We start from the raw sequence: 24,248 nt of genomic DNA, 5'->3' as shown, positions 1-24,248 counted from the left end.
GGCGTGTTGCCCATTCGTTATCTGCCCGCGATCCGGGTCGATGGCGACCGTATAGAACGACTCGGACATCCACGGCCCGGGCGGACTGACGTAGGGCGCGGGATCGGGCTGTCGGACCCCGGAGCTACCGTCTGCGCCATGTCCACCACCTCCTCGCGCGCGCCGGCCGCACCGACCGGGGTCCAGACGGCGTTGGACGAGCTCGAACCGTTGCTGTCCGAGGTGACGTTCGTCGTGGTGGATCTGGAGACCACCGGGACGCGGCCGGGAACGGATGAGATCACCGAGATCGGCGCCGTCCGCGTGGTGGGCGGCGAGGTCCGGGCCGAGTTGTCCACGTTCGTCGCGATCGACGGCGTCCTCCCGGGACATATCAGCACCCTCACCGGCATCGCCCCGGGCGACCTCGTGGGGGCCCCGTCGCTGGGCGAGGTGATGGCGACCTTCCTCGAGTTCTCCCGGGGCGCCGTCCTGGTGGCGCACAACGCGCGTTTCGACCTCGGCTTCCTCCGCGCCGCGGCGGCCTCGACCGGCCGGCGGTGGCCCGACCCGCCGTCGATCTGCACCCTCACCCTCGCGCGACGGGTGCTCCACAGCGGCGAGACCCGCGGTCACCGCCTCGGCGTGCTCGCCGCGCACCTGGGGTCGGCGGTCGAACCGAACCACCGAGCCCTCCAGGACGCCCGGGCGACCGTCGACGTGCTGCACGCGCTGATCTCCCGGGTCGGCGACTGCGGGGTGTCCACGGTCTCGGAACTGAGGGCGTACGACGGGCGCCTCAGCCCCGAGGTGCGGCGGCGGGCCACCCTGACCGAGTCGCTCACGTCCGGACCCGGCGTCTACCTCTTCCGAGACAGCTCGGGCGGTCCCCTCTACGTGGGGTCGTCGGGGTCCGTGCGCCGGAGGGCCCGCTCCTACTACTCGGGCGGGGACGCCCGCGGCAGGATGCGGACGATGATCGGCCTGGCGGCGAGCGCCGAGTCGGTCCCGTGCGCGCACCTCCTGGAGGCGTGGACCGTCGAGGAGCGGCTCATCGACTCCCTCCAGCCCCCGTTCAACAGGCGGTCCCGCAGCCCCCGCCGCGGGTGGTGGCTCGCGCCTCCCACCGGCAGGGCGGTTCGAGGCCGGGTCACCAGGTCCCCGGAGCACCCGTTGGCGATCGGGCCGTTCCGCCGGGCGCAGGACGCCCGTTCGGCGTGGGAGGACCTGTCCGAGGTCGACGGCTCGATCGCCGATCCCGAATCGTGGCGGGAACTGGTGACCGGAACGGACTCGGCACCCTTGCGGGCCCTCATCGACCGCATCGAGGCCCTCGCCACCGGCGGCGCCTTCGAGAGGGCCGCCGGGTTGCGGGACCGCACCGCGATCCTCGTGCGCGTCCTCTCCCGCCACCAGGAACTCACGGCGACCGCGGCACTCCCCGAGCTGATCCTGGTCCAGGCCGGGCCCCGCCGGTCGTGGGCGGTCGCGGTCGTGCGGCATGGGCGCCTCGCCGCGTCCGGGACGGTGCCGACCGGTGCGGCGCCACTGCCCGTCATCGACTCCCTCAGGTCGGGGGCCACCACCGTGCTCCCCGATCCCGGCCCACTCCGCGGGGCGACGCCGGCGGAGGTCCGCAACGTCCACCGATGGATCGATTCCGCCCCCACTCGCATCGTGTCGATCGAGGGCGCCTGGGTGCTCCCCGTCCGCGGGGCGCACACCCTGTCCGGCTGGGCCGAGCGTGCGGAACGCGCCGCGTCGGGGGTCCGCGAGACCGGGGTCAGCCGCGCGTCGCGCTGAAGGCCGCCCACCTCTCCAGCAGGCCGGCCGCCTCGCCGTCGTCTATCGCCGCCGCGGCGCGGTCCAGGGCGGACCTCATCGCGGGCACCAGCTCGGCCCCTCGCCCGAGTCCGTCGAACGCCACCAACGCCGCGGCCGAGTTGAGCAGCACCGCATCGCGGACCGGACCCGTCCTCCCCGCCAGCAGGTCCCGTGCCACACCGGCGTTGTGCTCGCCATCGCCGCCGCGCAGTTCCTCGATCGAACAGGTGTCCATCCCGAAGTCCCCGGGGTGAATCCGATCCTCGTCGACCTGGCCGTCGGCGACCCGCAGGACCCGGGTCGATCCCGTCATGGTGATCTCGTCGAGCCCGTCCGAGCCGCGGACCACCAGGGCCGACCTACCGCGGAGTGCGAACACCTCGGCCATGACCGTCATCAGGTGCTCGAAGGCGCAGCCGATGAGGTTGGCCGCCGGCGCCGCGGGGTTGGTGAGCGGACCGAGGATGTTGAAGACCGTGGGTATCCCGATCTCGCGCCGGGGCGCGGCGGCAAACCGGAGGGCCGGGTGGAACACGGGGGCGAAACAGAAGGCCACGCCCACCTCCTCGACGCAGCGGGCGACATCCTCCGGCCCGAGGTCGATCGCCACCCCGAGGGCCTCCAGGACGTCGGCGCCGCCGCTCTTCGACGAGGCCGCCCGGTTGCCGTGCTTGACCACGGGCACCCCGCACGCGCTCACCACGAGGGAGGACATGGTGGAGATGTTCACGGTGCCCTGCCTGTCGCCGCCCGTGCCCACGATGTCGAGGCACGGGCGGGACGTGGGGACCCGGCGCGAGAAGTCGAGCATCGTCGCCGACAGCGCGGCGAGCTCCGGCCCCGTGACGCCCTTCATCCCGAGCGCGACCCCGAACGCGGCGATCTGGGCGTCTGTCGCGACGCCCTCCATGATCCGGGACATGGCCCAGGCGGCGTCCGCCGGATCGAGGTCCCGTCCCGAGGTGAGCGTGCCAAGCACTGCGGGCCACGATCGGCCCCCGTCGACCGATGCCGAACTTCCCACGTGTCCCGACCTCTCTCCCCTGGTACCGCCGGTCCGTCTCCGCTGGCGGACCGCGCCCCGCCAATCGTGCCACCAGCGCCACCTCCGTCGCTCGCCCAGGCCCGTCATCGGCCGTCCCCGGAACGCGCCGATCAGCCTGAGAGGGCCCTGATAGCCCCTGCATGGGGTGCGGTCCCACATACCCAAGCTGAGAGTTCCCCGGGCGACCTGCGGAAACGCCGGAAGGACACGCCGATTTCGGGGGTCCGTGCAGACTCCGCCCATCTCAGGGGTCATACTTGGCCTCGTGACGAGCGCAGTAGATAACTCAGGAACGGCTATGGCCCAGCGTGTTCATTCGCTGAACCGGCCGAACATGGTCAGCGTGGGCACCATCATCTGGTTGTCCCAGGAGTTGATGTTCTTCGCGGGCCTGTTCGCGATGTACTTCGTCTCCAAGGCGAACTCGGGAGGTGACTGGCCTTCCTATCCGGTGCACCTGAACGTGCCGTTCGCCCTGACGATCACCGTCATCCTCGTGGCGTCCTCGTTCACCTGCCAGATGGGTGTCTTCGCCGCCGAGCAGGGAGACGTCTTCGGCCTCCGCCGCTGGTACGTGATCTCGGCCGTGATGGGGACGGTCTTCCTCATCGGCCAGGTGTACGAGTACACGATGCTGTACTTCGAGGGCGTCACGATCTCCTCTAGCGTGTACGGATCCGTCTTCTTCATCACCACCGGCTTCCACGGTCTCCACGTGCTGGCGGGCGTCCTGGCGTTCGTCGTCCTCGTGATGCGGACGACGATGTCCCGGTTCACACCCGCCCAGGCGACGGCGGCCATCGTGGTGTCGTACTACTGGCACTTCGTGGACGTGGTCTGGATCGGCCTCTTCGTCACCATCTACTTCATTCAGTAGTCAGCTGGCCGCAGGACGCCGCGTCCAGCAGGTCCCAACACCAAAGGGAACTCACAATGAACTCACCTCACCCACCCGCTGCGGACACGCCGTCGCCGGAGCCCGCGGGTACTCCGGCGCGACCGGCCTCCTCCAAGCGTCGTCGGAAGGCCACTGGCGCGCTCGTCATCGCCGCCGGCCTCCTCGGTGCGGGCGCCATCGCCACGGCCGTGGTTCCCGAGCCGCAGGTCGCGACGGCGCAGCAGGACCAGGCCGCGCTGATCGCCGAGGGTAAGTCGATCTACGACGTCGCCTGCATCACGTGCCACGGCCAGAACCTGCAGGGCGTGCAGGACCGCGGCCCGTCGCTCGTCGGCACCGGCTCGGGCGCGACCTACTTCCAGGTCCACTCCGGCCGCATGCCCGCCGCCAACAACGAGGCCCAGGCGCAGCGGAAGAAGCCGCGCTACAGCGAGCACCAGATCGTCGCCCTCGCCGCCTACGTCGACCTGTACGGCGGCGGCCCCGCGATCGTCACCGATCCCGACGGCCAGGTCGCGCAGGGGAGCCTCCGCGGCGCCTCGGGCGAGTCCCGCCCCGAGGAGATCGCTCGCGGCTCCGAGCTGTTCCGCCTCAACTGCGCCTCGTGTCACAACTTCACCGGCCGCGGTGGAGCGCTGTCCGCCGGCAAGTACGCACCCACGCTCGATCCTGCCAACGAGCAGGAGATTTACCAGGCCATGCTGACCGGGCCGCAGAACATGCCCAGGTTCTCGGACCGTCAGCTCACGCCTGACGAGAAGAAGGACATCATCGCCTACATCAAGGACACGGACTCCAAGATCACGCCGGGCGGCTACGCGCTCGGCGGCCTCGGACCCGTGAGCGAAGGCGTGGCCATCTGGCTTGTCGGCATCGTCGCCCTCATCGGTGCGACCCTGTGGATCGGATCCCGTTCATGAGTGAGACACCCAAGAACCCGTCCCCCGCGGACCTCGACCGGATGAGCGACGCCGATCTGGTCCGTCTCGGCACCGAGATGGACGAGGTCGACGTCCGGTTCCGCGAGAACCGTTGGCCGGAGGGCGTCACGACCCGCGCCGAGAAGCGGGCGGCACGCACGGTCACCATCTGGTTCGCGCTCTCCGCCGTGCTGGCCCTCGCCTTTGCCGTCATCTACATCGCCTGGCCGTGGGAGTACCGCGGCGAGGGCGAGGACGGCTACTGGCTCTACATGGTCTACACGCCGCTGCTCGGCGTGACGATCGGCCTGTCGATCCTCTTCCTCGGCTTCGGCGCCGTGCAGTTCACCAAGAAGTTCGTCCCCGAGGAGATCTCGGTCCAGACGCGCCACGACGGCCCGTCGGACGAAGCCGACCGGCGCACCATCGTCGCCGAGCTCAACGACTCGTGGAAGACCTCGACCCTCGGTCGCCGCAAGGTCATGGGCGGCTTCCTCGGTGCGGGAGTCGGACTCATCGGGCTGTCCGCGATCCTCCCGCTCGGCGGGATGATCAAGAACCCGTGGAAGCGCGGCGAGCTCACCGTCGCCGGCGACGGCACCCTGCACACCACCGGCTGGACCCTCGCCTCGAGCAGCCGTCCCGACGGCCTGCCCGCGGAGAAGGTCTACCTCGGTCGCGACACCGGCAAGGTGTTCCCGGACGGGCATCCCCCGGCCGGCGAGGGCCGCCTCGTGCGGATCCACGTCGAGGACCTGGCGGCGGGCGGGCTCGAGTCCGTGTTCCCCCTCCCCGAGAACGACCTCGGCGACTTCGAGGCGCACATGCACTCGATCCACGGCGTACGGAACGCGGTCATGCTGATCCGCTTCCGTCCCGAGGACGCCGCGCGGGTGATCAAGCGGAAGGGCCAGGAGGAGTTCAACTACGGCGACCTCTACGCCTACTCGAAGATCTGCACGCACCTCGCCTGCCCCACCTCCCTGTACGAGCAGCAGACGCAGCGGTTCCTCTGCCCGTGCCATCAGTCGCAGTTCAACGCGCTGGAGTATGCGAAGCCGATCTTCGGCCCCGCCGCGCGTGCGCTGCCGCAGCTGCCCATCGCGGTTGACAGCGAGGGCTACCTCGTCGCCAACGGCGACTTCATCGAGCCGGTCGGACCTGCCTTCTGGGAGCGTCGTTCATGAGCAACAACACCACACTCGCGAAGGTCGGAGACGGCCTCGACTCGCGATACACCATGGCCAAGGGCATGCGCCGGCAGATCAACAAGGTCTTCCCCACGCACTGGTCCTTCCTCCTGGGCGAGATCGCCCTGTACAGCTTCATCATCCTGCTGATCTCGGGTGTGTACCTCACCCTGTTCTTCGACCCCTCCATGTCGAAGGTGATCTACCAGGGCGCGTACGCGCCCCTCAACGGCATCGAGATCTCCCGCGCCTACGAGACGGCGCTGAACATCTCGTTCGAGGTCCGCGGCGGGCTCTTCGTGCGGCAGATCCACCACTGGGCGGCCCTGCTGTTCGTCGCCTCGATGGTCGTCCACATGATCCGCATCTTCTTCACGGGCGCGTTCCGACGCCCGCGTGAGGCCAACTGGACCATCGGTTGCGTGCTGCTGCTCCTGGGCATCGTCGAGGGCTTCCTCGGCTACGGTCTGCCGGACGACGTCCTCTCGGGCACCGGCCTCCGGATCACCTCGGGCATCATCGTCGGCATGCCGGTGATCGGCACCTGGCTGCACTGGATGATCTTCGGTGGGGACTTCCCGGGCGACATCATGATCCCGCGCTTCTACGTGCTGCACGTGCTGATCATCCCGGCGATCATCCTCGCGCTGATCGCCGCGCACCTCGCGCTGGTCTGGTACCAGAAGCACACCCAGTTCCCCGGGCCCGGCCGGACGGAGAACAACGTCGTCGGCGTCCGTATCCTCCCGGTCTTCGCGGTCAAGTCCGTCGCCTTCGGTGCCATCACGGTCGGCATGCTCATGCTCTTCTCGGGCCTGTTCACGATCAACGCCATATGGAACCTCGGGCCGTACAACCCCTCCCATATCTCCGCGGGATCGCAGCCCGACTGGTACATGCTGTGGACGGAGGGCGGCGCCCGTGTCATGCCCGCCTGGGAGCTCTACCTGGGTCCGTACACCGTCCCCGCGGTGATGTGGGTGGCCGTGATGCTCGGCGCCATGGTCGTGCTGATGTTCGCCTACCCGCAGATCGAGGCCAAGTTCTCCGGCGACACCGCCCACCACAACCTGCTGCAGCGTCCGCGCGACGTGCCGGTGCGTACCGCCGCCGGCATGATGGCCATCTCGTTCTACGTGGTCCTGGTGCTGATGGGGTCCAACGACCTGATCTCCTACCACTTCGACGTCTCGTTGAACGCCACCACCTGGGCCGGTCGCATCGGTCTCATCGTGGTGCCGCCGCTGGTGTACTTCTTCACCTACCGGCTGTGCCTGGGTCTGCAGCGCGCCGACCGCGACGTGCTCGAGCACGGTATCGAGACCGGCATCATCATGCGCCTGCCGCAGGGTGAGTTCATCGAGGTCCACCAGCCGCTCGGTGAGGTCGACGAGCACGGCCACGCCGTCCCGCTCGAGTACGCCGGCGCCAAGGTGCCCAGCAAGATGAACCAGCTCGGCGTGGCCGGTCGTCCCCCGCGCGGCGCACTCTCGGCTGACCCGGCCGACGAGGCCCGTCTGCTCGACAAGGCCGAGCACGGCAAGCACGAGCAGGAGTACTCCATGCTCACCACGTTGCAGGAGGAGATCCTCACTCGTCGCGACGAGCACTGAGCCACCGGTAACACCCGACCGCGGGCCGGACCTCCACGTGGAGGTCCGGCCCGCGGTCTGTCGCGGTCCACCCCCCACGCCGCCCCCCGTCGGTCCGCGGGCGTGGAGAGTCTAGGGGGACGACGACGAGAAGGTCCTCACCCCGGGAGGCCGCGGCCTCCGGAAAGGTCAGTGGTGGCCGGGGTCGGGAGTCAGTCGACCCGCGACCCCTCGATCGGAAGTGGCTCCCCCGCCATGTGGGCGACGGCGCGGAAGGCCATCGTCATCCCGGACCCGAGGGGGACCCCGGGTCCCGGGTACGCCTCGCCGGACACCGAGGCCGACGAGTTGCCGGCCGCGTACAGGCCCGGGATGGGGCAGCCGGTGGTGTCGAGGACGGCCCCGTTGGTGTCGATCACCGCGCCCCCCTTGGTCCCCAGGTCGCCCAGGACGAGCCGGACGGCGTGCAGTCGCCCGCCGGGCAGGGGTCGTAGGCACTCCCCCGGCGTCGACGCCCCGAGGAAGAACCGTCCGTAGGGGTCCTCACCCCGGCCGAAGTCCGTGTCGCGGCCCCGCTCGGCGAGCGCGTTGAACCGCTCGACGCTCTCTGCCAGGGCCTCCGGATCGAGGCCCGTCGCCGCGGCGAGGTCCCCGATCGAGGCCGCGGTGTGCCAGAGACCGGCGGCGCGGAGCTCGTCGGCGTCGGGGGCGGGGACGCAGATCGCCGGGTACCCGCCGGCCTCGGCGTCGTCGAAGACACACCAGAACTCGTCCCCCGCCCCGTCGGTGATCCGCGCGTGCATCCTCCGCCCCATCTGGTCGTAGGGCAGGAGCTCGTTGGCGAATCGCCGCCCGGTGGCGTCGACGATGATGCCCGAGCGGAAGCCCAGGGTGAAAGCGGCGTGGCCGTTGGGGAAGAGCGTGGCCGGGCACCACCACGACTGATCGAGCAGGTCGAGTCGGGCGCCGACCCGCTCGAACATCCGGACCGCGTCACCGGACCCGGTGTCCGGGTGGGAGGCGGACCAGTCGGCTGTGGGCATCTGCTGCCACCGTGCCCGCAGTTCGGCGGACCGTTCGAACCCGCCGGCCGCGACCAGGACACCGTGACGGGCACGCAGCACCTGTCGGCCCTCGTCGCCCCGGGTCACCACGCCCACGACCCGACCGTCGTCGTCCCGGACGAGCTCCTCCACGGCCGTGGAGAGCCGCAGCTCGGCGGCGTCCATCGCATCCAGCGCGAGGAGTAACCGGGCCACCCAGGCACGGCCGCCCTCCAGCTTGGCGGTGTCCTCGTCGGCGCCGAACTGGTCGGCCGGGACGGAGCGGCGGATGTCCCCCGTGCGGGCGCCGACCTCCTCGCTCCTGATGGGCTTGGGGTAGATGCTGCGCCCCGTCTCCTGCCGCCCCGGGGCGTCGAAGTAGTCGGGGAACGCCTGGAACCGTGTGGGGATACCGAGGTCGTGCGTGAGGAAGTCCACCACCCGCGGTCCGGTGCTAAGGAAGGCGTCCTGCAGGTCCCGGTCGGTGCGGTCACCGACCACAGCGCGGAAGTAGGTTCGGCCCCTCTCTACCGAGTCCTCGAGACCGTCGCGGGCGAGGACGGCGTTGCCCGGAAGCCACACCGCCCCTCCGGAGTACGCGGAGGTCCCGCCGAACCGGTCGGTCTTCTCCACCAGACAGGTCGTCAGGCCCCGCGATACCGCCGCCGCGGCCCCGAAGAGCGCGGCGATGCCCGAGCCCACCACCACCACGTCAAATTCGGCATCCACGGTGTTCTCCCCGGTCGTCACGGTCACGCGCCTCTCCTCGATCCCCTGCAGCCGTTCGCCATCGCCCTCGGACGACACACTTACTGGAACAGGTTTCACCCTAGCGACTCGGGCGGGTCCCCCGCTTCCGTCTCCCGGTTTCGTGACAGCCCGGGCGCACGGGAGCATGATCGCGGTGTGGCGAGGGACGAGGTCGAGCGCTCCGAGGACGGGCGGTACATCGTGGTCGGCGGTCGGCGGTGGCGCGCGACCGATCCGGCGATCCCGGAGAAGCTCCGCGCGGAACTCGTGTCCGCCCTCATGACGGGACGCCGGCTCGTGAAGACCGAGGGCGACGCCGCCAGGGTGATGGTCGACGACGCCAAGGTGGCGCTCGGGGAACGGGGGGACCCGTGGTGGGATCCCACGGAGGAGGGGACCCGCCGCCGCCTCGCCGCCACCATCCGCACCCTCCTGCGGTCCCGAGGGGGCGGCTCGATCTGCCCGAGTGACGCCGCGCGCGCCGTCGGCGGCGAGCACTGGCGGGACCTCATGGACACCGCCAGGGACGTGGCCCTCGAACTCCGTGACCAAGGGATCGTGGCGATCCGGCAGCGCGGCGAGGACGTGCCCGGGTCGCGGATCCGCGGGCCGATCAGGATCGTCGCGGCCGCCGCCCTCGACTCCAGGCCGGCATCCGGGGACACGGCCCCGGGCACTCAAGCTACCGGCGGGTAACCCTCGCCGTGTCGCAGGTCGCGGCCTAGTACGATCGCCACCAGTAGGAGACAATCACCTGACGCTCCCGGCGCTCGGAATTCGCCGGGGCATCCCACGGAAAGGCATCCCCTTGCGCCGCACTGTGTTCAACGAAGACCACGAGGCCTTCCGCCAGACCCTCCGCGACTTCATCGAGTCCGAGGTGACCCCTCACTTCCAGGAGTGGTTCGAGGCCGGCATCGTCCCCCGCGAGTTCTACTACAAGCTCGCCGACCTCGGATTGTTCGGCATCAACGTCGACGAGGAGTACGGCGGCGCGGGCATCAACTCCCACAAGTTCGAGGCCATCCAGTCCGAGGAGACCGCCCGCGCCGGCGTGAACTTCGGTGGCTCGGGTGTCCACGTGCTGCTCGGACTGCCCTACATCAAGGCCCTGGCCACCGAGGAGCAGAAGCAGCGCTACCTGCCGAAGTTCGTCGCGGGCGAGGAGATGTGGGCGCTGGCCATGACCGAGCCGGGGACCGGGTCGGACCTGGCCGGCATGAAGAGCACCGCCAAGCTCTCCGAGGACGGCACCCACTACGTCCTCAACGGCGCCAAGACGTTCATCACCGGCGGCGTCCACGCCGACCGGGTGATCGTCTGCGCCCGCACCGCTCCCCCGCGCGAGGACGACCGCCGCTTCGGCATCTCGCTCCTCGCCGTGGACACCAAGCTCGAGGGTTACGCGGTGGGACGCAAGCTGGACAAGGTCGGCCTCAAGACCTCCGACACCGCCGAGCTCTCGTTCACGGACGTCAAGGTTCCCGTCGAGGACCTGCTGGGCGAGGAGAACCGCGGGTTCTTCTACCTCGGCCAGAACCTGCCGTCCGAGCGTTGGGGTATCGCCTACGGTGCGTACGCCCAGGCCGCGGCCGCCGTGCGCTTCGCCAAGGAGTACACGCAGCAGCGAGTCGTGTTTGGCAAGCAGGTCGCCGAGTTCCAGAACACGAAGTTCGAGCTGGCCGCCTGCCAGGCCAAGGTCGACGCCGCCCAGGCCGTCGCGGACCGCGCCCTCGAGGCCCTGGACGCGGGCGAGCTGACCGCGGCCGAGGCGGCCTCCGCCAAGCTGTTCTGCACCGAGGTCGCGGCGGAGGTCATCGACCGCTGTCTCCAGCTGCACGGCGGCTACGGCTTCATGAACGAGTACCCGATCGCGCGCCTGTACTCGGACAACCGGGTCAACCGGATCTACGGCGGGACCAACGAGGTCATGAAGTCCATCATCGCCAAGGACATGGGGCTGTAAGCCTGCCCCCTGTACGCCTCCCTCCGGGACCGCACGGGCCGGGGCCGCTGCCGACGCGCAGTGGCCCCGGCCCGACCCGTCTCGCGGTCCCTCACGATCCGATCATCCCAGGACGGCGGACAACAAGCCGGGCCCCCACCGCGGATCGCGGTGGGGGCCCGGCTGCACGCGGTGGCGTGGGGTCAGTGCTTCTCGCGGCCCCAGTGGTACTCGAACACCAGCGCGGAGGCGGTGATGATCAGCGCCACCGCTCCGGCGATGAGGATCCACCAGTTCCAGAAGGCGGCGCCGTAACCGAGGATGAGGATCGAGAACGCCATGAAGAACGGCCAGTAGCTGTGAGGGCTGAAGAAGCCCAGCTCGCCCGCGCCGTCCGAGACCTCCGCCTCTTCGTAGTCCTCGGGCAGCGTGCTGATGCGACGGGCCACGAAGCGCAGGTAGCCGCCGACCAGCAGGCAGAGCCCCGCGGACAGCACCAGGGCGGTGGTGCCGACCCACTCGACCCCGGTACGCGAGGCGCCCGTGAGGTAGCCGTACGCGATGGCCATGACGGCGAGGAAGATCACCAGTCCGTCGAAGATTCTTACTGTTGCGTTCATCGTGCAGGAGCCCTTCGCGTGATACCGGAGAGAGACGTCAGTTAGCGGATGCGTTCTCGATGATGTTGTTCTGGTCGCGGGTATCGCTACGTCCGGTCTTGAACGGTGCCGTGGACGTGGAGTACGGCGCCTGCCCGATGGACTGCAGGGCCTCCGCGTTGGACGCGGTCGGGTTGTCCTCACGGAACTGGATGTACTTCGCGAAGTCCTCGGGCGACACGGCCCGGAGTTCGAAGTTCATCATCGCGTGGTACGCGCCGCACATCTCGGCACACCGTCCCACGAAGGCGCCTTCACGCTCGATCTGCTCGACCTGGAACATGCTCAGCTGCTGGTTCTTGCCCGGGTGCGGCATGACATCCAGCTTGTAGATGAACTCGGGGATCCAGAAGGAGTGGACGACGTCGGCCGACGCGAGGCGGAACTCGATCCGGGTACCGGTCGGCACGACCAGCACCGGGACCTCTTCCGAGGTGCCGATGGTCTCGATGTCGTTGAAGAACAGGTAGGACTTGTCCTCGGCGAGTCGGCCGTGGATCGGGCCACCGGCGGCGGGCTCACCGTGGTGACCGAGCGCCTCACGCTGCTCGTCCGAGAGCACGCCGGCCTCGAGGGCAGCCTGCTGGGCTTCCTCGTTGGTACCGTCGGCGATCCTCACTCCCGCGACGTCGACCTTGTTGTAGCCGAACTTCCAGTTCCACTGGAAGGCGGTGACGTCGACCTTGACCCCGACCTCCTCCTCCGGACGGAGGTCGAGGACCTTGTTCTGCGTGATGACGGTGAAGTAGAAGAGCACCGAGATGATCACGAACGGCACCGCCGTGTAGACCAGCTCCAGCGGTACGTTGTACGCCGTCTGACGCGGGAACTCGCCGTTGTCGTTCTTCCGCTTGCGGTGGAAGGCCATCGACCAGAAGATCAGGCCCCACACGAAGAAGCCGACGATCAGCGAGGTGACCACCGTCAGGGTCCAGAACTCCCTGATGGCGATGCCTTCGGGCGTGATCCCGTTGGGGAACCCGAAGTTCATGGTCTGGTTCCACCATTTGTTGTCGGTGTGGAGGCTACAACCGGACAACAGCAAGCCCAATGTGCCGAGAGACACCGCGAGTGCAGCTCTGCGCGTCCGACGACGCCCGTCACGCTGTTCCACCATCACGCCTTCCTGATCAGCGGCTCCGGCCACGTGGCCGGGACACCTTAGAAGAGTAGACCACGAGTCTCAGTTTGGACGCTGCGGGTCCCGGCTTTTCACCCAACTCACCCCTTCGCCGTTCGGCACCACGGCCGGGAGGATCCGGAGCAGTAGTATTCGAAGCCATCGTGACCCGTATCGGCGGGTCCAGCCCCACCCCGACCACGATCGACGAGGTACCCGACGAATGTGTGGCCTGCTTGGTCTACTGACCCCCGACGGCTCCGCCCGTACCCACGAGTCGCGGATCCTGGGCGCGATGGGGTGCCAGCGCCACCGCGGCCCCGACGAGGTGGGCACGTGGGCCGACGGCGACCTGGCCTTCGGCTTCAACCGGCTGTCGATCATCGACATCGCCCACTCGCACCAGCCCCTGCGCTGGGGACCGCCCGGGCAACCGGACAGGTACGCACTGACGTTCAACGGCGAGATCTACAACTACCTGGAACTGAGGGAGGAGCTCCGGAACGAGCACGGCGCGACGTTCCACACCGAGGGCGACGGCGAGCCGATCATCGTCGCGTTCCATCATTGGGGCCCCGCCGCGGTCCGCCGGCTCCGCGGGATGTTCGCCTTCGCCATCTGGGACACCGTCGAGCGGACGCTCTTCGTGGCCCGCGACCCATTTGGCATCAAGCCCCTCTACATGGCCACCGGCCCCGGGGGGACCGCGTTCGCGAGCGAGAAGAAGTCGATCACCGAACTGGTCGACCTCCTCGTCGTCGACACCTCGCTCGACACCCGCGCCCTCCAGCACTACGTCACCCTCCAGTACGTCCCGGAGGGCGAGACGCTGACCCGCGGGGTCCGCCGGCTGGAGTCCGGCTGCCACGCCACCCTCTCCCCCGGCACGGCCCCGGTGATCGAGCGGTACTTCGAGCCGACGTTCCCGGTCGTCCCGGTGGCCGACGGCCAGGAGGAGAGGCGGTACGACGAGATCGCCGCCGCACTCGAGGACTCGGTGGCCAAGCACATGCGGGCCGACGTCACCGTGGGCTCGTTCCTGTCCGGCGGCATCGACTCGACCGCCATCGCGGCCCTGGCCCGCCGGCACAACGAGAACCTCCTGACCTTCACCACCGGCTTCGAGCGGGAGGGCTACTCGGAGATCGACGTGGCCGCCGAATCCGCCGCGGCGATCGGAGTCGAGCACATCGTCAAGGTGGTCTCCCCCGAGGAGTTCGCCGCCGCGATCCCGGAGATCATCTGGTATCTGGACGAGCCGGTCGCCGACCCGGCGCTGGTCCCCCTGTACTTCGTCGCGCGCGAGGCCCGCAAGCACGTCAAGGTGGTCCTCTCGGGAGAGGGCGCCGACGAGTTGTTCGGCGGGTACACCATCTATAAGGAGCCGCTCTCACTCGCGCCGTTCGAGAGGATCCCCGGCGGCCTGCGCCGGGCGCTGGGCAGGGCGAGCACCCGGATCCCCGAGGGCACCCGCGGCAAGAGCCTGCTGCACCGCGGCTCCATGAGCCTCGAGGACCGCTACTACGGAAACGCGCGGTCCTTCTCCGAGGAGCAGGTGAGGTCGGTCCTCAGGGACTACCGGCCCGAGTGGGGCCACCAGGACGTCACGGCGCCGATCTACGAGCGCTCCCGGGGCTGGGATCCCGTCGCCCGCATGCAGCACCTGGACCTGTTCACGTGGCTGCGCGGCGACATCCTGGTCAAGGCGGACAAGGTCACCATGGCCAACTCCCTCGAGCTGCGGGTGCCGTTCCTCGACCGCGAGGTCTACGAGGTCGCCTCCCGCCTGCCGTACACGGAGAAGGTCGCGCACGGCACGACCAAGTACGCGCTGCGCAGGGCGCTGGAGCGGATCGTCCCGGCGCACGTGCTCCACCGGAAGAAGCTCGGCTTCCCCGTGCCGACCCGCCACTGGTTGGCCGGACCGGAGTTGCACGACTGGGCCCGCGAGCACGTCATGGCCTCCGGCACCGACGAGTTCGTGGACAAGGCGGCGGTGCTGAGGATGCTCGACGAGCACCGCGACGGCGTCTCCGATCACAGCCGCCGGATCTGGACCATGCTGTGCTTCATGATCTGGCACGGCATCTTCGTGGAGGGGCGGATCACCCCGGACATCGAGCGGCGCGAGTACCCGGTCCGCCTCTAGGCCCCGCCAGCCCGGCCCGCAGCGGCCGGGCCTCTCGCGGGGGTCAGGCCGGGAGCAGCGCGGCGATCTCCTCGGCGGCCTCGTCGCCGTAGGTGGCGGCAAGCCGGCGGCGCGCCGCGGCGGGGTCGATGGTCCACTCCTGCGTCCCGGTGGTCTCCAGGACGTGGGTCGCGATGAGCGCGCCGAACTGCGCGGAACGCTCCAGCGACAGGCCGTCGAGGACCCCGGTGAGGAAGCCGGCGCGGAACGCGTCGCCGACGCCGGTGGGGTCCAGGAGGTTCTCCGAGGGGACGATGCCCACCTCGAGGGGCTCGGCGCCCCTCTCCACGATCACGACGCCCTTCCCACCCCGGGTGGTGACACGGGTGCCGACCCTGGAGTCCAGCTCCTCGGGCGTCCACCCGGTCTTCTTCAGCAGGAGCTCGTACTCGTACTCGTTGGTGAACAGGTACCGGGCGCCGTCGACCAGCGCGGCGGCCGCCTCGCCGTCGAGGAACGCCAGCTGCTGGGAGGGGTCGGCGGCAAAATCCAGGCCGAGCTCGCGGCACTCCGCGGTGTGGGAGTTCATGGCCGTCGGGTCGTTGGCGCCGATGAGCACGATCTCGGGCCGGCCGATCCGCTCCACCAGCCGGGCGAGGGAGATGGTGGCCGCCTCCCCCATCGCACCGGGGTAGAACGACGCGAACTGCGCCATCTCGGAGTCGGTAGTGCACACGAACCGCGCGGTGTGCAGCGCGGAGCTGATGTGGACGGCCGAGCAGTCCACGCCGTGGTCCTCGAGCCAGGTCCGGTATTCGGCGAAGTCCTCGCCCGCGGCCCCGACGAGGTGCGGCGCGCGGCCGAGCACGCCCAGGGCGAACGCGATGTTCCCCCCCACCCCGCCACGCCGGATCTGGAGCGAATCCACGAGGAAGCTCAGCGACACGTGCGCGAGCTGGTCCGGCAGGAGCTGCTCGGAGAACTTCCCCGAGAAGGTCATGAGGTGGTCGGTGGCGATGGACCCGGTGATGACGACAGACATGGACCCGACAGTAGACGACCCGGTCCGATCGATGATCGGGCCGGGTCGTCCGTGGCGCTGTGAGGTCAGTTGAACGAGTCGCCGCAGGCGCAGGAGCCGGTCGCCTGGGGGTTGTCGATGGTGAACCCCTGCTTCTCGATGGTGTCGACGAAGTCGATCGACGCCCCGGTGAGGTAGGGCACGCTCATCCGGTCGACGGCGAGCTTGACGCCGCCGAAGTCGTCGACCACGTCGCCGTCGAGGCTGCGGTCGTCAAAGAAGAGCTGGTAGCGCAGGCCCGCGCAGCCACCGGGCTGGACGGCGATGCGCAGCGAGAGGTCGTCGCGACCCTCCTGGTCGAGGAGGGCCTTGGCCTTGGAGGCGGCGGCGTCGGTGAGCAGTACACCGGTGGCGGTGTTCTCCGCAGTGGTCATGTCGGTTCTCCTTGCGATCCGAGAGGGTCTTCGGTGGCGTCCTACCGTCGTGCAACGCCCACCGGGGAGCTCTCTATTCCCCGGACATCCGGTCCCCCGACACGATACGCCTGGAGTGACGAGCGGGTGAATGCTCGCCTCCCGGGCCCATCGCCTAGCCTGGGGGCGTGAAGTTGCGTGCATTCGGCTCCGGTAAGAACGACACCGGCATGAGTTCCCCAGGTCCCGACGTCGGGCCGGACTCCGCGGCCGCCGCGGGCCCGGACCCGTCCACCGACGCGCGCCGACCCGCGGGCAAGGGCAAGCCCACGCCCAAGCGGCGCGACCAGGAGCGCGCGCGGGGTCTGCGCTCCGGCCCGGTGACCGCGCCCATGACCCGCAAGGAGGCCAAGGAGCGCCGCAAGACCACCGAGGCCGCCATGACCAAGGACGAGCGCAAGGCCGCCCGGGCGCAGGAGCGCGCGGCGCGCGAGGAGCGGCGCCAGCTCATGATGGAGGGCGACGACCGCTACGTGCTCTCCCGCGACCGGGGCGAGGTCCGTCGCTTCGCCCGTGACTGGATCGACACCCACCGGCGCCTCATCAACTGGTTCATGCCGCTGGCGCTGTTCGTGATCGTGTTCCAGCTCGTCCCCGGGCCCCTGCAGGAGCTCAGCCAGCTCGCGTTCATGGCGATGATCGTGGTGATCGTGGTGGACGGGCTCCTCCTGGGCCGCACGGTCAACCGGGCCGTCCGCGACCGGTTCCCCGGCACCGAGGACGCCGGCTTCGGCATGGGGTGGTACGCGGTGATGCGGGCCACGCAACCGCGGATGCTCCGCACCCCGCGTCCCCGGGTCCGCCCGGGCGACGCCATCTGACCCCCACCGACCCGGAAGGCCACGACCCCCATGCGCCTGCTCGTCCTCGGCGGTACCCGCTCGGGCAAATCCGGCCACGCCGAGGCGGTGGCCGCCGCCACCGGTACCGACGTGGTGTACGTGGCCACCGCGCGACGGGATCCCGACGACGACGAGATGGCCCGCCGGATCGCCGCGCACACCGGCCGCAGACCCGCGGAGTGGGCCACGGAGGAGACCGCGGAGATCGCCCGGGTGCTGGCGGAGCATCCGGCGGGGACGGTTCTCGTGGACGATCTCGGGGGGTGGCTCACCCGCCGGATGGACGCCACCCTGGGGTGGACCGACGGCGGCGCCGCCGTGGCCGGGGAGATCGACGCGCTGGTCTCGGCCGTCGCCGACCATCCCGGGTCGGTCATCCTCGTCTCGCCCGAGGTCGGCCTCGGGGTGGTGCCGGACACGCTGGCGGGGCGGGTCTTCTCCGACCTGATCGGTTCGCTCAACCGGCGTCTGGCCGAGGTCTGCGACTCGGCCGTCCTCGTCGTCGCGGGGCGCGCCCTCCCCCTGGAGGCCCCCGTCGGCGCCGATTCCACCCGCACTGATTCCACCCGCAGCGCCTCCACCCGCACCGTCATCGCACCGTCTCCCGCGGCACCGTCTCCCGCGGCGCCGTCCCCCGCGGCACCGTCCCCCACCGCCGTGGCCTCCCCGGAGTTCCCGGGGCTGGGCGACGTCGAGCACTACGACGACCCCGTGTCCTTCCCCCCGGTCCACCCGCCGTCCCACACCGTCGCCGACGAGGCCCGCGCCCGGCAGCTCACGCTGACCAAGCCTGCCGGCTCCCTCGGGCGGCTCGAGGAGCTCGGCGTGTGGATGTCCTCCTGCCAGGGGGCCTGCCCGCCGCGACCGCTCGAGCGGCCCAGGGTGGTGGTGTTCGCCGGCGATCACGGCATCGCCGAGCACGGGGTCTCCGCGTTCCCGCAGGAGGTCACCCTGCAGATGGCCGACAACATCGTCGGCGGCGGCGCGGCGGTGTCCGTCCTGGCGCGGGCGGCCGGCGCCACGATCCGCGTGGCCGACATGGCGATGTCCGCCGAACGACCGGGCGGACTCGACGCGCACAAGATCCGTCGCTCCAGCGGGTCCATCGACCGCGAGGACTCGCTGAGCCACGACGAGGTCCGCGCCGCCATCGCAGCCGGCCGCCGGATCGCGGACGAGGAGGTGGACTCCGGGGCCGACCTGCTCATCGCGGGCGATCTCGGGATCGGCAACACCACACCCGCCACGGTCCTGACCTGCCTGGTCACCGGGCGCGAACCGGTCGAGCTGGTCGGACGGGGCACCGGGGTCGACGACGCGGGGTGGATGCGCAAGACCGCCGCGATCCGGGACGCGATGTTCCGGGCGTCGGGTGACCTCCGGGATCCCGCCGCGATGCTGCGGCGCGTCGCGGGAGCCGACATCGCGGCGATGGCCGGCTTCCTGGCCCAGGCCGCGGTCCGCAGGACCCCCTGCATCCTCGACGGGGCGGTGGTCACGGCCGCCGCGCTGCTCGCCGAGTCGCTGGCCCCCGGCTGCCGCCAGTGGTGGGTGGCCGGCCACCGGAGCGCCGAGCCCGCCCACTCGGCGGCCCTGACCTACCTCTCGCTCGACCCGATCCTCGAGCACTCCATGCGGCTGGGCGAGGGCAGCGGAGCGGTGGCGGCCCTGCCCACCGTCCACGCCGCGATCGCGATCCTCACGGAGATGGCGACCTTCGGCGACGCCGGGGTCAGCGGCAAGGACTGACCGGACGTGGTGGCCGCCGTACGCCTGGCCCTGTCCTGGATGACGGTGCTGCCCGTCGGACCCGCAGGGGTCCCGGACGCCGCCGCCGCCGGCCGGTCGATGACCGCGCTCCCGGTGGTGGGTCTGGTGTGCGGCGGGGCCGCCACGGCCGCCGCCCACGGCGCGCACGCCCTCGGGTCCGGCGCCCTCCTCTCGGGCGTCGTCGGGGTCGCCGCGGTGCTGGCGCTGACCCGCGGGATGCACGTGGACGCCTTGGCCGACACCGCCGACGGCCTGGGGTCGTACGCCGGGCCCGAGCGGGCGCTGGAGATCATGCGGTCCGGGTCGGTGGGCCCGATGGGCGCGGCCGTCCTGGTCCTGGTGCTCCTCGCCGAGGTCGCCGCGCTCGGGACCCTGGTGGAGTCGGGCGCGTGGCTCGCCCCCGTCGCCGCGTACGTCCTGTCCCGTTGCCTGCCGGTCGTCCAGCTCCGGCGTGGGGTTCCCTCCGCGTCCGCGACGGGCTTCGGAGCGCTGGTCGCGGGCTCGCAGTCACGGCCGGGGGTGGTGGCGGCCGGCCTGGTGTGCGCGGCGGCGGGGGCGGGCCTGGCCGGGGCGGGGTTTGCGGGGTGGTGGCCGCCGGCCGTCGGTGCCGCGGTGGGCCTCGCGGCGTACCTCGCATCGGCGGGCTTCTCCCGGCACGCCGTGCGCCGACTCGGCGGGATCGGCGGCGACGTCCTCGGGGCGACCATCGAGGCGGGCACGGCCGCGGCCCTCGTCGCGGCGGTGCTCCTGCTCTGACCGTTCCCGCCCCGACCCCTGCCGGCCGGACCGGCCCCGTCAGACCGGCCCCGTCAGACCAGGGTGGTCATCCAGCCGAACGTGTCCTCCACGGATCCGCGCTGGATCCCGGTGAGCGTCTCGCGCAGGAGCATCGTGATCTCGCCCGGCCCGCCGTCGCCGACCGTGTACCCGCCCTCGGCGTGCCTGACCGACCCGACCGGGGTGATCACGGCGGCGGTGCCGCACGCGAACACCTCGGTGATCTCGCCGGAGGCCACACCGGACTCCCACTCCTGGACGGAGATCCTGCGCTCGGTGACCCGGTACCCGAGGTGCCGGGAGAGCTGGAGGAGGCTGTCGCGGGTCACGCCGGGCAGGAGCGATCCCGACAGCTCCGGGGTGACGATCTCGGCGGAGTCACCGGAGCCAAGGACGAAGAACAGGTTCATCCCGCCCATCTCCTCGATGTACTTGCGCTCGATGGCGTCCAGCCAGACCACCTGGTCGCAGCCCTCGGCGGTGGCCTGTTCCTGGGCCCGCAGGGAGGCCGCGTAGTTCCCGCCGAACTTGGCCGCGCCGGTTCCGCCCGGGCTGGCGCGGACGAACTCGGTGCTCAGCCAGACGCTCACCGGCGCGACGCCGCGGGAGAAGTAGGCGCCCGCGGGCGAGGCGATGACCGAGTACAGGTACTCGTCGGCCGGCCGGACCCCCAGCCCCGTCTCGGTGGCGATCATGAAGGGCCGCAGGTAGAGGGCCTCCTCGCCGCCGGCGGCGGGGACCCAGTCGCGGTCGATCGCGACGAGCTGCCGCAACGACTCCATGAACAGCTCCTCCGGGAGCCTGGGCATGGCCAGCCGCTCCGCGGACCGGTTGAACCGCGCCGCGTTCTGCTCGGGCCGGAACGACGCGATCGAGCCGTCGGCCTGGCGGTAGGCCTTGAGTCCCTCGAAGATCGTCTGGGCGTAGTGCAGGACCACCGCGGAGGGATCGATCGTGAACGGCGCGTACGCCTCGACCACCGGGGTGCCCCACCGGCCGTTCGAGTACGGGAGGGTGACCATGTGGTCGGTGAAGTGCTTGCCGAACCCGGGGGCGGCGAGGATGGCCTCGCGCTCGGCGGCGGACATCGGCGCGGCGGAGGGACGGATGACGAACTCGGACATGGGCGTCTCGTTCCTGGGAGGAGTGGCGGGGTCAGCGGGTGCGGATCTCGACGAGGGGGGGTACCGCGAGGCGGCACGGTACCTCTCGTCCCCGGACGTCCACCACGACCTCGTCGCCCTTCGTCAGCCCCGCGTCGAGCTCGATGAACGCCAGCGCGATCCCGGTCTTGAGGGTGGGCGAGAACGTCCCCGAACTGGTGACGCCCACCTCGCGGCCGCCGGCGCGGACGGACTGCCCGGCCCGGAGGACGCCCCGACCGGTGACCTCCAGCGCGTACATGCGCCGGGACGGGCCGGCCTCCTTCTGCCGCAGCAGCTCCTCGCGGCCCCAGAAGGACGGCTTGTCCCAGCCGATGGCCCACGCGCACCGGGCCTCGAGCGGGCTGAGGTCGACGGACAACTCGTGGCCGTGCAGCGGGTACCCCGCCTCGGTCCGCAACGAGTCGCGGGCCCCGAGGCCGCACAGCGCGCCCTCGCGGGAGAGGACCTGCTCGGCCAGGGCGTCCCAGATCGGGCCGGCCTGGTCCCACGCGGGCAGGACCTCGAACCCGTACTCGCCGGTGTAGCCGGTCCGGCAGACCCTCACGGAACCCCCGCCCCAGTCGGCGTCCTCGAACGCCATGTAGTCGAGATCGGTCGGCAGGCCGAGCGCGGTGAGGACCTCCCCGGCGAGCGGGCCCTGGACGGCGATCACCGCGCGCGAGCGGTGCTCGTCGGTCACCGTGATCTCCGGTGCGCGCTCGGCGGCGGCCGCCTGCAGGCGCCGGACGACCTCCGCGGTGTTGGCGGCGTTGGGGATGAGGAAGATCTCCTCGTCGGAGACCCGGTAGGCGATGAGGTCGTCGACCACTCCCCCGGACTCATCGCAGCACAGCGTGTACTGCGCGCTGCCGGCGGAGATGCGGTCGAGGTCGTTGGTGAAGCAGGAGTTGACGAACCCGGCGGCGCCGGGGCCGGACACGAGCGCCTTGCCGAGGTGGCTCACGTCGAACAGGCCGACGGCCGTGCGGGTGGCGGTGTGCTCGGCGACCGTCCCGGTGTACTGGACCGGCATCGACCAGCCACCGAAGGGGGCGAACGTGGCCCCGGCCTCCACGTGACGAGAGTGCAGCGGCCCCTCGTAGAGGTCCCCGGTGTCTGTCATGTCGACCACTCCTCGCGTTCTCCTGTACGGCTGTGCTCCCACGGTAGTCGATAGACTATGGTGCCCCGGCCGTGGTGGTACCGCCACGGCTGCCGGGCGTGCTCGTCACCACCGCCATCCTCACCCACCACCAGGAGCGCTCCATGCCCGACGCGCAGTCGATCCTCAGCCACACCCCGGACCTCGCCTCGCTCGAGGCGGTCACGACGCCTGTCGAGTCCGATGTGGTGGTGGTGGGCATCGCGGCGGACAGCGACGCGGGCAAGGACGCGGCCCCCGTCGTCGTCGCCCCCGGCCTGTCCGCCGACGCCGCCGCGGCGCTCGGCGCGCTGGCCCGCGCTGTCGGCGCCCCCACCAAGGTCGGGTCCACCACCCGCCTCCCCGCGCCCGAGGGCGTCCCGGGGGGCTCCGTGATCCTGGTCGGCCTCGGGTCGGCGGGAGCCGAGGTGACCGACGAGGTCCTGCGCCGCGCCGCCGGCGCCGCCGCCCGCGCCTGCCGTGGCCTGGGGGCCGCGCTGGTGCTTCTCGACGCCGACCGGACCGAGGCCGTCGCGCTGGGTGCCGGGTTGGGGTCGTTCCGGCCGGCGAAGGTCACCGCGAAGACCGACCGTGACGACGACGAGGAACCGGACTCCCTGAGGGTGTTCGTGGCCGGGGGCGGCACCGCCGCGGTGACCCGCGCCGCCACCATCGCGGAGTGCGTCGGCCTCGCCCGCGACCTGGTCAACACCCCGCCCAACCTGCTGTACCCCGGGTCGTTCGCCGACCGCGCCGCGGCCCTGGCCACCGACGCCGGGCTCGAGGTCGAGGTGCTGGACGAGGCCGCGCTTGCCGCCGGCGGGTTCGGCGGGATCCTCGCCGTGGGCGGCGGCTCGTCCCGCGGGCCGCGCCTGGTGCGCCTGACCCATCGCGGCGCCGAGGGCCGACCCACCGTGGCGCTGGTGGGTAAGGGCGTCACCTTCGACACCGGCGGCATCTCCATCAAGCCGGCCGCCGGGATGGAACAGATGACCATGGACATGGGCGGCGCGGCCGCGGTCGTGGCCACCGTCATCCTGGCCGCGCGGCTCGGGCTGGAGCTCACCGTGGTGGCCACCGTGCCGATGGCCGAGAACATGCCCTCGTCGACCGCCTACCGCCCCGGCGACGTGCTGACCATGTACGGCGGCACGACCGTCGAGGTGCAGAACACCGACGCCGAGGGCCGGCTCATCCTGGCCGACGCGATCGTCCGCGCCTGCGAGGACTCCCCCTCCCACCTCGTCGACACCGCCACGCTCACGGGCGCCCAGATGGTGGCCCTGGGCAAGAGGACCCCGGGGGTCATGGGAACCGAGGGCTTCCGCGACCGCGTGGCCGAGCTGAGCCGCGAGGTCGGCGAGGGCGGGTGGCCGATGCCGCTGCCCGAGGAGCTCCGCGACGGCCTGGACTCGGAGGTCGCCGACCTGACCAACGTCACCCCGCACCGCTGGGGCGGCATGCTCTCCGCCGGGTTGTTCCTCTCCGAGTTCGTCGCCGACGGTGTGGAGTGGGCGCACATCGACGTGGCGGGCCCCGCCTACAACGACGGCGGACCCGAGGGCTACCTGCCCAAGGGCGGCACCGGCGTGCCCGTCCGGACGATGCTCGCGGTCCTCGAGGACATCGCCGCGGGCGACTGAGCGCGGGTCACCGCCCGTCGGCGTCGCGGATCTGTTCGCGCAGCCGACGAGCCCGCTCCTTGCGCTCGCGGGCGATCCGGACCTCCTCGTACAGGCGCATCCGATCCGGGTAGCCGGTCTCCAGCGCGTCGTACAGGGGGATCTTCAGCTGGCCGGTGAGCTTCCGGGCGGTCGCCACGTCCCCCACGGGCCGGCGCGTCCACTCACCGTCGAAGGCCACCAGGCACAGACCCGGCACCGAGACGAGAGTCTCCGGCTCGAGGTACGCCTCGATCCCCACCCGGGTGTCGCACCAGTTCCGCAGGTGGGCCAGATCGGCGGGGTCCGCCGGGATCCGGGTCCC

The 24,248-nt window shown here is 71.0% G+C and carries 21 protein-coding genes; 12 read left to right on the top strand and 9 right to left on the bottom strand.

Annotated elements, in window-relative coordinates:
- Positions 1 to 138 precede the first annotated feature (138 nt).
- Positions 139 to 1,782: a DEDD exonuclease domain-containing protein gene (locus B4M60_RS14160; protein ID WP_291085398.1), complete on the top strand. Its 1,644-nt coding sequence runs from the start codon at positions 139 to 141 to the stop codon at positions 1,780 to 1,782.
- Here B4M60_RS14160 and trpD read toward each other — a convergent pair.
- Positions 1,763 to 2,827 carry an anthranilate phosphoribosyltransferase gene (trpD, locus tag B4M60_RS14155; RefSeq protein ID WP_291085395.1) on the bottom strand — a complete coding sequence of 355 codons (1,065 nt, stop codon included), beginning with the start codon at positions 2,825 to 2,827 and terminating at the stop codon, positions 1,763 to 1,765. The two genes, B4M60_RS14160 and trpD, sit on opposite strands and share 20 nt — an antisense overlap.
- A gap of 286 nt (positions 2,828 to 3,113) precedes the next feature.
- Between trpD and B4M60_RS14150 the strand changes: the two genes are divergently transcribed.
- Genes B4M60_RS14150 through B4M60_RS14135 form a run of 4 tightly spaced genes read left to right on the top strand, consistent with a single transcriptional unit; the run spans position 3,114 to position 7,469 of the window.
- Positions 3,114 to 3,725: a cytochrome c oxidase subunit 3 gene (locus B4M60_RS14150; RefSeq protein WP_291085392.1), complete on the top strand. Its 612-nt coding sequence runs from the start codon at positions 3,114 to 3,116 to the stop codon at positions 3,723 to 3,725.
- 56 nt (positions 3,726 to 3,781) lie between these two features.
- On the top strand, positions 3,782 to 4,666 hold the full coding sequence (locus B4M60_RS14145) for a c-type cytochrome (RefSeq protein ID WP_291085389.1): 885 nt from the start codon (positions 3,782 to 3,784) through the stop codon (positions 4,664 to 4,666).
- On the top strand, positions 4,663 to 5,853 hold the full coding sequence (locus tag B4M60_RS14140; RefSeq protein WP_291085386.1) for a ubiquinol-cytochrome c reductase iron-sulfur subunit: 1,191 nt from the start codon (positions 4,663 to 4,665) through the stop codon (positions 5,851 to 5,853). Before B4M60_RS14145 ends, B4M60_RS14140 begins: the two co-directional genes overlap by 4 nt.
- Complete coding sequence (locus B4M60_RS14135; protein WP_291085383.1) at positions 5,850 to 7,469, top strand: cytochrome b; 1,620 nt, start codon at positions 5,850 to 5,852, stop codon at positions 7,467 to 7,469. Before B4M60_RS14140 ends, B4M60_RS14135 begins: the two co-directional genes overlap by 4 nt.
- Before the next feature lie 191 nt (positions 7,470 to 7,660).
- Here the strand turns inward: B4M60_RS14135 and B4M60_RS14130 are convergent, their stop codons facing one another.
- Complete coding sequence (locus B4M60_RS14130; protein WP_291085380.1) at positions 7,661 to 9,247, bottom strand: FAD-binding protein; 1,587 nt, start codon at positions 9,245 to 9,247, stop codon at positions 7,661 to 7,663.
- 150 nt (positions 9,248 to 9,397) lie between these two features.
- On the opposite strand from B4M60_RS14130, the gene B4M60_RS14125 reads away from it, so the two are divergent.
- The gene (locus tag B4M60_RS14125) at positions 9,398 to 9,937 is read left to right on the top strand and encodes a DUF3253 domain-containing protein (protein ID WP_291085377.1); all 540 of its coding nucleotides are present in this window, start codon (positions 9,398 to 9,400) and stop codon (positions 9,935 to 9,937) included.
- A 112-nt stretch (positions 9,938 to 10,049) separates the two neighbouring features.
- The gene (locus B4M60_RS14120; protein WP_291085374.1) at positions 10,050 to 11,207 is read left to right on the top strand and encodes an acyl-CoA dehydrogenase family protein; all 1,158 of its coding nucleotides are present in this window, start codon (positions 10,050 to 10,052) and stop codon (positions 11,205 to 11,207) included.
- 182 nt (positions 11,208 to 11,389) lie between these two features.
- Here B4M60_RS14120 and B4M60_RS14115 read toward each other — a convergent pair whose 3' ends face one another.
- Positions 11,390 to 11,806, bottom strand: a complete 417-nt coding sequence (locus B4M60_RS14115) for a cytochrome c oxidase subunit 4 (protein ID WP_291085371.1) — start codon at positions 11,804 to 11,806, stop codon at positions 11,390 to 11,392.
- 37 nt (positions 11,807 to 11,843) lie between these two features.
- Complete coding sequence (locus B4M60_RS14110) at positions 11,844 to 12,962, bottom strand: cytochrome c oxidase subunit II (protein ID WP_291085368.1); 1,119 nt, start codon at positions 12,960 to 12,962, stop codon at positions 11,844 to 11,846.
- A 226-nt stretch (positions 12,963 to 13,188) separates the two neighbouring features.
- Here B4M60_RS14110 and asnB point away from each other — a divergent pair, with 226 nt between their 5' ends.
- Positions 13,189 to 15,114 carry an asparagine synthase (glutamine-hydrolyzing) gene (gene asnB, locus B4M60_RS14105; RefSeq protein ID WP_291085365.1) on the top strand — a complete coding sequence of 642 codons (1,926 nt, stop codon included), beginning with the start codon at positions 13,189 to 13,191 and terminating at the stop codon, positions 15,112 to 15,114.
- Positions 15,115 to 15,157: 43 nt separating this feature from the next.
- On the opposite strand, the gene B4M60_RS14100 is transcribed toward asnB, so the two are convergent.
- Together B4M60_RS14100 and B4M60_RS14095 are read right to left on the bottom strand one after the other, a co-directional pair.
- A complete protein-coding gene (locus B4M60_RS14100) occupies positions 15,158 to 16,135 on the bottom strand; it encodes a carbohydrate kinase family protein (RefSeq protein ID WP_291085362.1) in 978 nt (325 codons plus the stop codon).
- Positions 16,136 to 16,200: 65 nt separating this feature from the next.
- On the bottom strand, positions 16,201 to 16,548 hold the full coding sequence (locus B4M60_RS14095) for a HesB/IscA family protein (protein ID WP_291085359.1): 348 nt from the start codon (positions 16,546 to 16,548) through the stop codon (positions 16,201 to 16,203).
- A 167-nt stretch (positions 16,549 to 16,715) separates the two neighbouring features.
- Between B4M60_RS14095 and B4M60_RS14090 the strand changes: the two genes are divergently transcribed.
- The 3 genes from B4M60_RS14090 to B4M60_RS14080 are packed head-to-tail and all read left to right on the top strand — an operon-like array spanning position 16,716 to position 19,955.
- Complete coding sequence (locus tag B4M60_RS14090; protein ID WP_291085356.1) at positions 16,716 to 17,408, top strand: DUF3043 domain-containing protein; 693 nt, start codon at positions 16,716 to 16,718, stop codon at positions 17,406 to 17,408.
- A 30-nt stretch (positions 17,409 to 17,438) separates the two neighbouring features.
- A complete protein-coding gene (gene cobT, locus B4M60_RS14085) occupies positions 17,439 to 19,178 on the top strand; it encodes a nicotinate-nucleotide--dimethylbenzimidazole phosphoribosyltransferase (protein WP_291085352.1) in 1,740 nt (579 codons plus the stop codon).
- A 6-nt stretch (positions 19,179 to 19,184) separates the two neighbouring features.
- Complete coding sequence (locus B4M60_RS14080) at positions 19,185 to 19,955, top strand: adenosylcobinamide-GDP ribazoletransferase (protein ID WP_291085349.1); 771 nt, start codon at positions 19,185 to 19,187, stop codon at positions 19,953 to 19,955.
- Between the two features lie 53 nt (positions 19,956 to 20,008).
- Here the strand turns inward: B4M60_RS14080 and B4M60_RS14075 are convergent, their stop codons facing one another.
- Positions 20,009 to 21,100, bottom strand: coding sequence for a branched-chain amino acid aminotransferase (locus B4M60_RS14075; RefSeq protein ID WP_291085346.1), 1,092 nt, complete (start codon positions 21,098 to 21,100; stop codon positions 20,009 to 20,011).
- A gap of 31 nt (positions 21,101 to 21,131) precedes the next feature.
- Positions 21,132 to 22,244, bottom strand: a complete 1,113-nt coding sequence (gene gcvT, locus B4M60_RS14070) for a glycine cleavage system aminomethyltransferase GcvT (RefSeq protein WP_291085343.1) — start codon at positions 22,242 to 22,244, stop codon at positions 21,132 to 21,134.
- A 143-nt stretch (positions 22,245 to 22,387) separates the two neighbouring features.
- Here gcvT and B4M60_RS14065 point away from each other — a divergent pair, with 143 nt between their 5' ends.
- Complete coding sequence (locus B4M60_RS14065) at positions 22,388 to 23,905, top strand: leucyl aminopeptidase (protein WP_291085421.1); 1,518 nt, start codon at positions 22,388 to 22,390, stop codon at positions 23,903 to 23,905.
- A gap of 7 nt (positions 23,906 to 23,912) precedes the next feature.
- Here the strand turns inward: B4M60_RS14065 and B4M60_RS14060 are convergent.
- Positions 23,913 to 24,248 (bottom strand): oxidoreductase (locus tag B4M60_RS14060; RefSeq protein ID WP_291085340.1); only part of this gene is annotated, 336 nt, incomplete at its 5' end.

Origin of the sequence: Dietzia sp. UBA5065 (assembly GCA_002415925.1) — a bacterium.
Lineage (GTDB): Bacteria > Actinomycetota > Actinomycetes > Mycobacteriales > Mycobacteriaceae > Dietzia.
Note: the sequence above shows the minus strand (reverse complement) of the source record. Positions and strands in the feature narration are given on the sequence as shown.